The organism is Synechococcus sp. R5-13, assembly GCF_047462015.1.
Taxonomy (GTDB): Bacteria; Cyanobacteriota; Cyanobacteriia; order Thermostichales; family Thermostichaceae; genus Thermostichus.
The window spans coordinates 1-7,399 of sequence record NZ_JANSIL010000199.1 but is presented as its reverse complement, the minus strand read 5'-3'; the positions used below and the strand labels follow the sequence as shown (position 1 = coordinate 7,399).

The following is a 7,399-nucleotide window of genomic DNA, read 5'->3' as shown; positions in this document are numbered from 1 at the left end:
AACTTCCGCATTCCTCCCGACACTGACCCTACGGGTACAGTGCGGGGCTCCTGCGATTTCTAGCTGAAATTGCCCGCGCCCAAGGGATCAACTACTTTCTGCTCTCTTTTACCGACCTGCTTGGGATCCAACGGGCCAAGCTGGTGCCTGCCTCAGCTATCGACTTCATGGCAGAGGGTCAGGCTGGATTTGCCGGGTTTGCCGCCTGGTTGGACTTGACTCCAGCGGATCCCGATGTGTTTGCCCAGCCGGAGCGCGAGCGCTTGTTTCAACTGCCCTGGCAGCCGGAAGTGGCCTGGATGCCTGCCGATCTAATTCAGGTCAACGGGGATCCCTTGCCACAAACCCCCCGCTGGGTATTGAAGAAGGTGTTGTCCCAAGCAGAAGCCATGGGCTTTCAAGTCAAGACGGGGATCGAATGCGAGTTCATGCTTCTGTCGCCCGAAGAGTGGGCCATTTCCGATGAGCGCGACCAGCAGGCCAAGCCCTGCTATGACCAGCAAAGTTTGATGCGGCGTTTTTCGGTGATCCGGGACATCTGCGATGGCATGCAGAAGCTGGGCTGGGATCCCTATCAAAACGATCACGAGGATGCCAACGGCCAGTTTGAGATGAACTGGCGGTTTGACGATGCCCTAGTTACGGCTGATCGCCACGCCTTTTTCAAATACATGGTGAAAAGCATTGCCGAAAAGCATGGCTATCGAGCTACCTTCATGCCCAAACCCTTTGCCCATCTGACGGGCAACGGCTGCCACACCCATATTTCTCTTTGGCAGGGGGAGCAAAACCTATTCGCCGATCCCCAAGGGGAATTGGGGCTTTCTCAACTGGCCTATCACTTCATCGGCGGGGTGCTACACCATGCACCTGCTTTGTGTGCCCTCACCAACCCGACGGTCAATTCTTATCGCCGCCTCAATGCCCCCGTCACGCTCTCTGGGGCCACCTGGTCTCCCAATACGATCAGCTACAGCGGCAATAATCGCACCCACGCCATTCGGATCCCGGATGCCGGGCGGTTTGAACTGCGTTTGGCCGATGCTGCTGCCAATCCCTACCTTTTGGCTGCCGGTCTCATTGCCGCCGGCCTGGACGGGATCCAACACCAACGGGATCCTGGCCCCCGCTGCGACAACAACACCTACACGGATCCCCTCCCCAATGCCCAAACGTTGCCCGGCTCTCTGGTCGAAGCCCTCAACCATTTAGACCAAAACACCCTGTTCCGCAGCAGGCTGGGGGATCCCTTTGTGAATGCCTACCTCAAGCTCAAACGCCAACAGTGGCAGGAATACAACCGTCAGATCACGCCCTGGGAGCGGGAAACAACCTTGGATTGCTAGGCCGGTAGTTGTTGTTATCTCATTACACCTTGAGAGAGGGCTTCCAACTGGCCTGGAGTGACCCTAAACCTGGGCCAACTGGTGTTGAGCTGCCTGCCGCATCACCTCCACCGGTACAGGCTTGCCTCCCAGCCAAAGCGACAGGGCCTTGGCCCCCTGCTGAACCAGCATCTCCAGCCCACTGATGGGGGTATAGCCCAACTCGGCGGCCATGCGCAGCAGAGGAGTGGGATCCGGCACATAGATCAGGTCGTACACGATGGCACCCGGAGACAGCAGGCCCAGTTGCTCCCGGCTCAGGGGAGAGAGCTCCTGACCGCCAGGGGATCCCGGCTTGTGCATGCCCACGGGGGTGGTGTTGACCAAAAGCCGCGTCTGAGACAGGTAGCAATTCAACTCCGCCCAGTTCACCGTCTCCACCTGAGGCCAGGTCTGTTGCAAGGCCAGCAATGAGTTGGGGGATCGCCCCGCCACCCGCACCGGCCCCAGCCCCAACTCCAAACAGCCCTGGATGGCCGCCCGCGCTGCCCCCCCGGATCCCAGAATGAGAGTAGGGATCCCTTTTTCCAGGCCCAGCAAAGGCTGCACAAAGCCATCGATATCGGTATTGGTGCCCGCCCACCCGCCCTCTGGCAAGGGGTAAACCGTATTCACCGCCCCCACCGCTGCTGCCCGCGATTCAATCTGATCGAGCAAAGGGAGAATGGCCTGTTTGTGAGGAATCGTCACATTAAACCCCCGCACCCCAATGGCCGCCAGCCCTGCCACCGCCGCCGCCAAGTGTTTTGGAGCCACCGGAAACGGCACATAGCAATAGTTTTCCCCCATAGCTGCCAAAGCAGCATTGTGCATGGCTGGGGATAAGCTGTGGGCCACCGGATCCCCGATTAGACCGAGCAATTGGGTGCTTCCCGAAATCCGACCGTCCACCGGCTCAGCCAACTCCTCAAGGGATCCCTGAAGTCACTTTAAAGACTACTGAGACTCCGACTCAACCCGCTGCAGAGTCTGCCGGTAGCGATGGCGCCAGCCGGCCAGAGATTCTTCCGAAATGTGGTCGATCAAGGTGCTCATCTCCGCCAGGATCTGGTAAACGCGGTCAAAGCTTTGTCGGGTTCGCTCTTCCTGTTCCGGTTGACGCGCCTGCACCATGTACAAGCTCATCTTGATGGTTTGCAGGCGGTTTTTGCCCAAATCTTCCAGCATTTCCCGAATTTGCCCGATTGCCTCCCGCCTCACCTGTCTCTGCCGCCGTCGCAACAGCCAAAAGAGGATCCCGTGGATAACCCCCACCAAAGTGGCGCTGACCGCCGTTGCCGTTTCTAGCGAAAAAGCGCTGCGGCTGGCCACAAAACCACTTAGCAGAATCACCCCTATTCCCACCGCTGTCAAGACTAGCTCAATGTTGTTTAGGAACCATCTTCCTGCTGGTCTCCAGATCCCAGATCCGGCCACTTGACCCTGAAGAATGCCCATCATAGCCTTTTGCACCTCCCTTCCGTCTCTCCCGTTCGCTCAGCCCATCGCTACCTGCTCAGCCGTCCCAAAGCCAGGCGCGGTCTTCTGCGGCTCAGTTGACGCTTCAGACAAAGCTGCCGGAGTTTTCGCCGCCGCAAGCGCAAGGGTCTGCGGGCCAGGGATCCCGCTGTGGTTGACTCCGGTGCAGGAGCCTGCATCTTTCGACTCAGCTCTTGATAGTGTTGGCGGAGATCCTCAATCTGCCTGAGGCGAGTCTCCAGCTCTCGGCGCAGTTCGGCGTTTTCTTTTTCCAGACGCTGCAGGCGTTTCAGCAGCTCTGAGGACTCCGTTCCGCTGACGCGGTCGGAAACTGGGATGGGATGGGGAGCAGTCACCACCGAGCTGTGCACATTCCTGCTATCTCGCATGGCCTGGGCAGCCCGGCGCAACAGAGCCACCCCCTTGGGGTCATCGCTGTCCATGAGGCTGGCCGCTCCAAACTGGAGCTGTACCGGCAGCGCCCGTCCATTCACCACAAAGGGATCCTGAATCATCCGCTGACAGCAGCGTTCGGCAGCCATTTGCGCAGCAGCCAAGGTGCTCCCCGGCAGCAGAATGATAAACTGCCCCTCGTCGTAGCAAAACAGGTCGTCTCCATCGCGCAGGTTATTGGCCAAACGCTCCCTAAACAGTTTGAGCAGATCAGCCCGACCGTCAGCATCCAGCCCTTGTGCCAGAGAACCGAGGTTGGCCAAGCGCAGCACAAACAAGCTGAGGGGTTCCGATTGGGCACGGGCCTGGGCCACCCGCAGCGGCAAACGAGCCACCAAATCCTGACGGTTACCCACCTCCAAACCAATCGACTTGGGGGGAGAGGGAGGAGATTTTTGCCCAGTTTTGAGCAGATATTGCTGGCGGCGACTTTCTACAATGCGCAGCCCTGCCCGCACCCGCGTCAGCAGCTCCGCCGCCTGAAAAGGCTTAGAAAGAAACTCGTCGGCTCCGGCTTCTAAAGCCCGCTCCATGTTGTCGTTGCCCTCGCGGGCGGTCATGAGGATGTAGTACACCCAGGCATATTCGGGCGCTTGCCGCAACTGCCGGCACAGCTCTAGGCCGTCGAGAGCGGGCATGACCCAGTCGGCAATGATGAGATCTGGAGTTCGGCGGCGGATTTGTTCTAGGGCAGAAAGGCCATCCAGGGCATAGGAAATACTACAGCCCTGCTTGCCGAGAAAATTAGAGAGCATTTCCGCCACCATGTAGCTGTCATCCACGATCAGCACATGGGCCCGCAAGCTGCTGGCTTCGCCTTTGCTAGCGCCCAAGCTTGCCTGAGGGCCTTCAGACGTACCAGTGGCAGCAGCGCTCTCCAAATTGGGATCCACGGGCAAGCCAAAGCCAGATGAGAAGGAAATCCGGGAAAGCAAACTTTCCAATGGTTTTCCATCGCCATTCTAGACGTAGGGATTGGCAGCCACTACCTAACTTTGCCGGGTTATTTTTTTGAGATTTTTGAAGTTTCGTAGTCATTCCCAACCCGAGGAAGAGGCTTCTAGGCGTTCCTCCCTCTCCCAGGGGGAATCCTTCTCTGCCCCAGCGAGAGGGAAGGCAGGGTTCGACGCGACTTCATGGCCGCCACAGGAACCTAGAAACGAATCTCGAGCGTGACTTGGGCGCGCACGGTTTGTTGTCCTCCCTCCACTGGCGTGGTGGCTGCCTGGAGAGGGGCATCCTCCTCCGCTCCACCCATGCCTGGGGACGGGGGTTGGACATAGCTGTCGCTGTGAATCTGGATGCGTTCCACGGAACGGATGCTCAGGTTCAAGGCCCCCAGCACGTCACTGGCTTGGCGTCGAGCATCTTCCACAGCTTGGGTTAGGGCGCGGCTGCGTGCCTGCAACCGGGCGGCCTCATTGGCTCGGAAGCTGACCGACTCCACTTGGGTGGCTCCGGCAGCCACGGCTTCGTCCAGCACTTGTCCTGCTCGGGCTATGGGCACCTCAAATTGCAAGCTGTTCTGCCCCTGTACCCCGCTCAGGCGGGGTGGGCTCTGCTGGTAGTCGTATCGGGGATAGAGGGAAATGCCGGTGGTCTGCAGGGCGCTCACCTGCAGCTCCTTGAGGCGGTTCACCAGCCGCTCCGAGCGCTCGGCCACCTGTTGCTGTACCGATTGCGCCGTCTCCCCTTGGAGCACCACCCCCAGCCGGATTACCGCAATGGAGGTTTCCACCGCAACAGATCCCTGGCCGGTTACCGTCAAAGTTCGGGATCCTTCACCGGGACTGGCCATCGCTCCTCCATTGCTGCCAAGCCCATTCCACACCAATAAGACCAGCGCCAGTCCCAAAGCCAGCCAGGGCATTCCCTTCAAGAATCCCAACTGCTCTTTTTTCCAGCCCTTGCTCCCTTCCATGCTTCATCCCCAACTTACTCCCACCGCTCTTCCATCTGGCTGGACAAAAGCCCCAGCCACCAGTGCCCTAGCCTCACCCAGACGTTGCGTTGCTGCCCACCGCTGCAACAGCCCCTGGCCCTGTCTAATTCTAATTCCTAGGAACAGGGCAACGGCAACTGCTGCCCCCAGCAGGGCCAATGCCAGCTCAGACATAGGGATAGACAGCAAGGCTACTGGCCATCCTAATGAGAGTTGCTCCAAGGTTGGGATCCCTGGCTGCAAAAGTTAACCTTTGCCGCCTCAGCCACCCCCAAAAGAGCGATCTCCGCTCCTGCCCATAGGACGTATGATCGAGTCAGCGTGGTCAAAACTTGATTTATTGATTTGTTAAGGTCTTTTTGAGAATGGCCGAATCAAAACTGCGACAACTGCTGCACGATCTGGATGTTGAGCTGCAAAAAACCTCCGGCTTGGATGAAAGGCAGCGGCAGCACATTGCCGCCATCCGCCAGGAGGTGGAAGCCGTGCTGGCAGAGCTGGGATCCCGAACCGAGAGCAAACAGAGCCAAGGGCATAGAGATCGCATTGGAGAGGCGCTGGGCCTGTTCGAGACCTCCCATCCCAACCTCACCCTGATCCTGGAGCAGGTGATCGACACACTGGCAGGGATGGGTTTGTAGGTTCAGGGTCCGTAAAAGGGCTCACCAGAAAGCTCCCTTGCTTGCTAGCCTTGGTAATGCGTTGAAAGCTCCTGCTCTATGACCAGCACTCTCCACTCCACTTCGTTTAACACCGCCCGCTCCAAACAGATTTTTGCCCGGGCACAAAGCCTCATGCCGGGGGGGGTTAGTTCTCCGGTACGGGCCTTCAAGTCGGTGGGCGGGGATCCCGTAGTGTTCGACCGCGTCTCAGGGGCCTACGCCTGGGATGTGGACGGCAACCAATACATCGACTACATCGGCAGTTGGGGGCCTGCCATTGTCGGCCACGCTCACCCCGAGGTCATTGAGGCTCTGCACCGAGCTTTGGAGAAAGGCACCAGCTTCGGCGCCCCTTGCGTTCTGGAAAATGAGCTGGCGGAGCGGGTCATTGAGGCGGTGCCCAGTGTGGAGATGGTGCGCTTTGTCAATTCCGGCACCGAAGCTTGCATGGCGGTGCTGCGCTTGATGCGGGCCTATACCGGTCGGGAAAAGGTGATCAAGTTCGAGGGCTGCTACCACGGCCATGCGGACATGTTTCTGGTGAAAGCCGGTTCGGGGGTGGCCACGCTGGGCTTGCCAGACTCGCCGGGGGTGCCCAAGGCAGCTACCAGCGCTACGCTGACGGCTCCCTACAACGACCTGGAGGCAGTCAAGGCCCTGTTTGAACAGCACCCCGACTCCATTGCCGGAGTCATCCTAGAGCCGGTGGTGGGCAATGCCGGCTTTATTCCCCCCCAGCCGGGCTTCTTGGAAGGCTTGCGAGATCTCACCCAAAAGTACGGGGCCCTGCTGGTATTTGACGAGGTGATGACCGGCTTTCGCATCAGCTATGGCGGTGTACAGGCCAAGTTTGGGGTCATCCCCGATTTAACGACCCTGGGCAAGGTCATCGGCGGCGGCCTGCCGGTGGGGGCCTACGGCGGTCGGCGAGAAATTATGGAAATGGTGGCTCCAGCGGGGCCGATGTATCAGGCGGGCACCCTTTCCGGCAACCCCCTGGCCATGACGGCAGGGATCCAGACACTGGACATTTTGCGCCGCCCGGGCACCTACGAGTATCTGGAGCGGATTACCGAGAAGTTGGCGACGGGGCTATTGCAGATCGCGCGGGAAACGGGGCATGAGATGTGCGGGGGCTATCTGCCCGGCATGTTTGGCTTCTTTTTTACTGCCGGCCCAGTGCGCAACTACGAAGAGGCCAAGACTTCCGATCTGCAGAAATTTGCCCGCTTCCATCGCGGCATGTTGGAGCGGGGAGTCTATCTGGCGCCCTCGCAATTTGAGGCCGGCTTCACCTCCCTGGCCCACACAGAGGCCGATGTGGAGAAAACTCTAGCCGCCGCGCGAGAGGTGTTGAGCACCCTCTGAGTTGACAATTACCCCCTCGCGAGCCGGGATCCCTGCTATGGCCGAGCACATCCACCGCAACTGGAGCATGACTCTAGTCAATAATAAGCTCAACTATACTGAAAATAATGTATAATATGTTCAGTACGGAT

General features: G+C 59.0%; 7 protein-coding genes. 3 read left to right on the top strand and 4 right to left on the bottom strand.

The genetic code is table 11. The features are described from left to right. The first annotated feature begins 50 nt into the window (after nucleotides 1-50). Complete coding sequence (gene glnT / locus NW840_RS13415) at nucleotides 51-1,346, top strand: type III glutamate--ammonia ligase (RefSeq protein WP_414344811.1); 1,296 nt, start codon at nucleotides 51-53, stop codon at nucleotides 1,344-1,346. A gap of 63 nt (nucleotides 1,347-1,409) precedes the next feature. On the opposite strand, the gene NW840_RS13410 is transcribed toward glnT, so the two are convergent. The 4 genes from NW840_RS13410 to NW840_RS13395 all read right to left on the bottom strand — a co-directional run bounded on the left by NW840_RS13410 (nucleotide 1,410) and on the right by NW840_RS13395 (nucleotide 5,217). After that, nucleotides 1,410-2,276, bottom strand: a complete 867-nt coding sequence (locus NW840_RS13410; protein ID WP_414344810.1) for a shikimate dehydrogenase — start codon at nucleotides 2,274-2,276, stop codon at nucleotides 1,410-1,412. Between the two features lie 45 nt (nucleotides 2,277-2,321). Further along, a complete protein-coding gene (locus tag NW840_RS13405; protein ID WP_414344808.1) occupies nucleotides 2,322-2,825 on the bottom strand; it encodes a hypothetical protein in 504 nt (167 codons plus the stop codon). A 47-nt stretch (nucleotides 2,826-2,872) separates the two neighbouring features. Beyond that, nucleotides 2,873-4,129, bottom strand: a complete 1,257-nt coding sequence (locus NW840_RS13400) for a response regulator (protein ID WP_414344807.1) — start codon at nucleotides 4,127-4,129, stop codon at nucleotides 2,873-2,875. A 320-nt stretch (nucleotides 4,130-4,449) separates the two neighbouring features. Next, complete coding sequence (locus NW840_RS13395; protein WP_414344806.1) at nucleotides 4,450-5,217, bottom strand: SIMPL domain-containing protein; 768 nt, start codon at nucleotides 5,215-5,217, stop codon at nucleotides 4,450-4,452. A gap of 386 nt (nucleotides 5,218-5,603) precedes the next feature. Here NW840_RS13395 and NW840_RS13390 point away from each other — a divergent pair, with 386 nt between their 5' ends. Together NW840_RS13390 and hemL are read left to right on the top strand one after the other, a co-directional pair. After that, on the top strand, nucleotides 5,604-5,879 hold the full coding sequence (locus NW840_RS13390; RefSeq protein ID WP_414344804.1) for a DUF4404 family protein: 276 nt from the start codon (nucleotides 5,604-5,606) through the stop codon (nucleotides 5,877-5,879). 78 nt (nucleotides 5,880-5,957) lie between these two features. Beyond that, a complete protein-coding gene (gene hemL, locus NW840_RS13385) occupies nucleotides 5,958-7,268 on the top strand; it encodes a glutamate-1-semialdehyde 2,1-aminomutase (protein ID WP_414344802.1) in 1,311 nt (436 codons plus the stop codon). Nucleotides 7,269-7,399 lie beyond the last annotated feature (131 nt).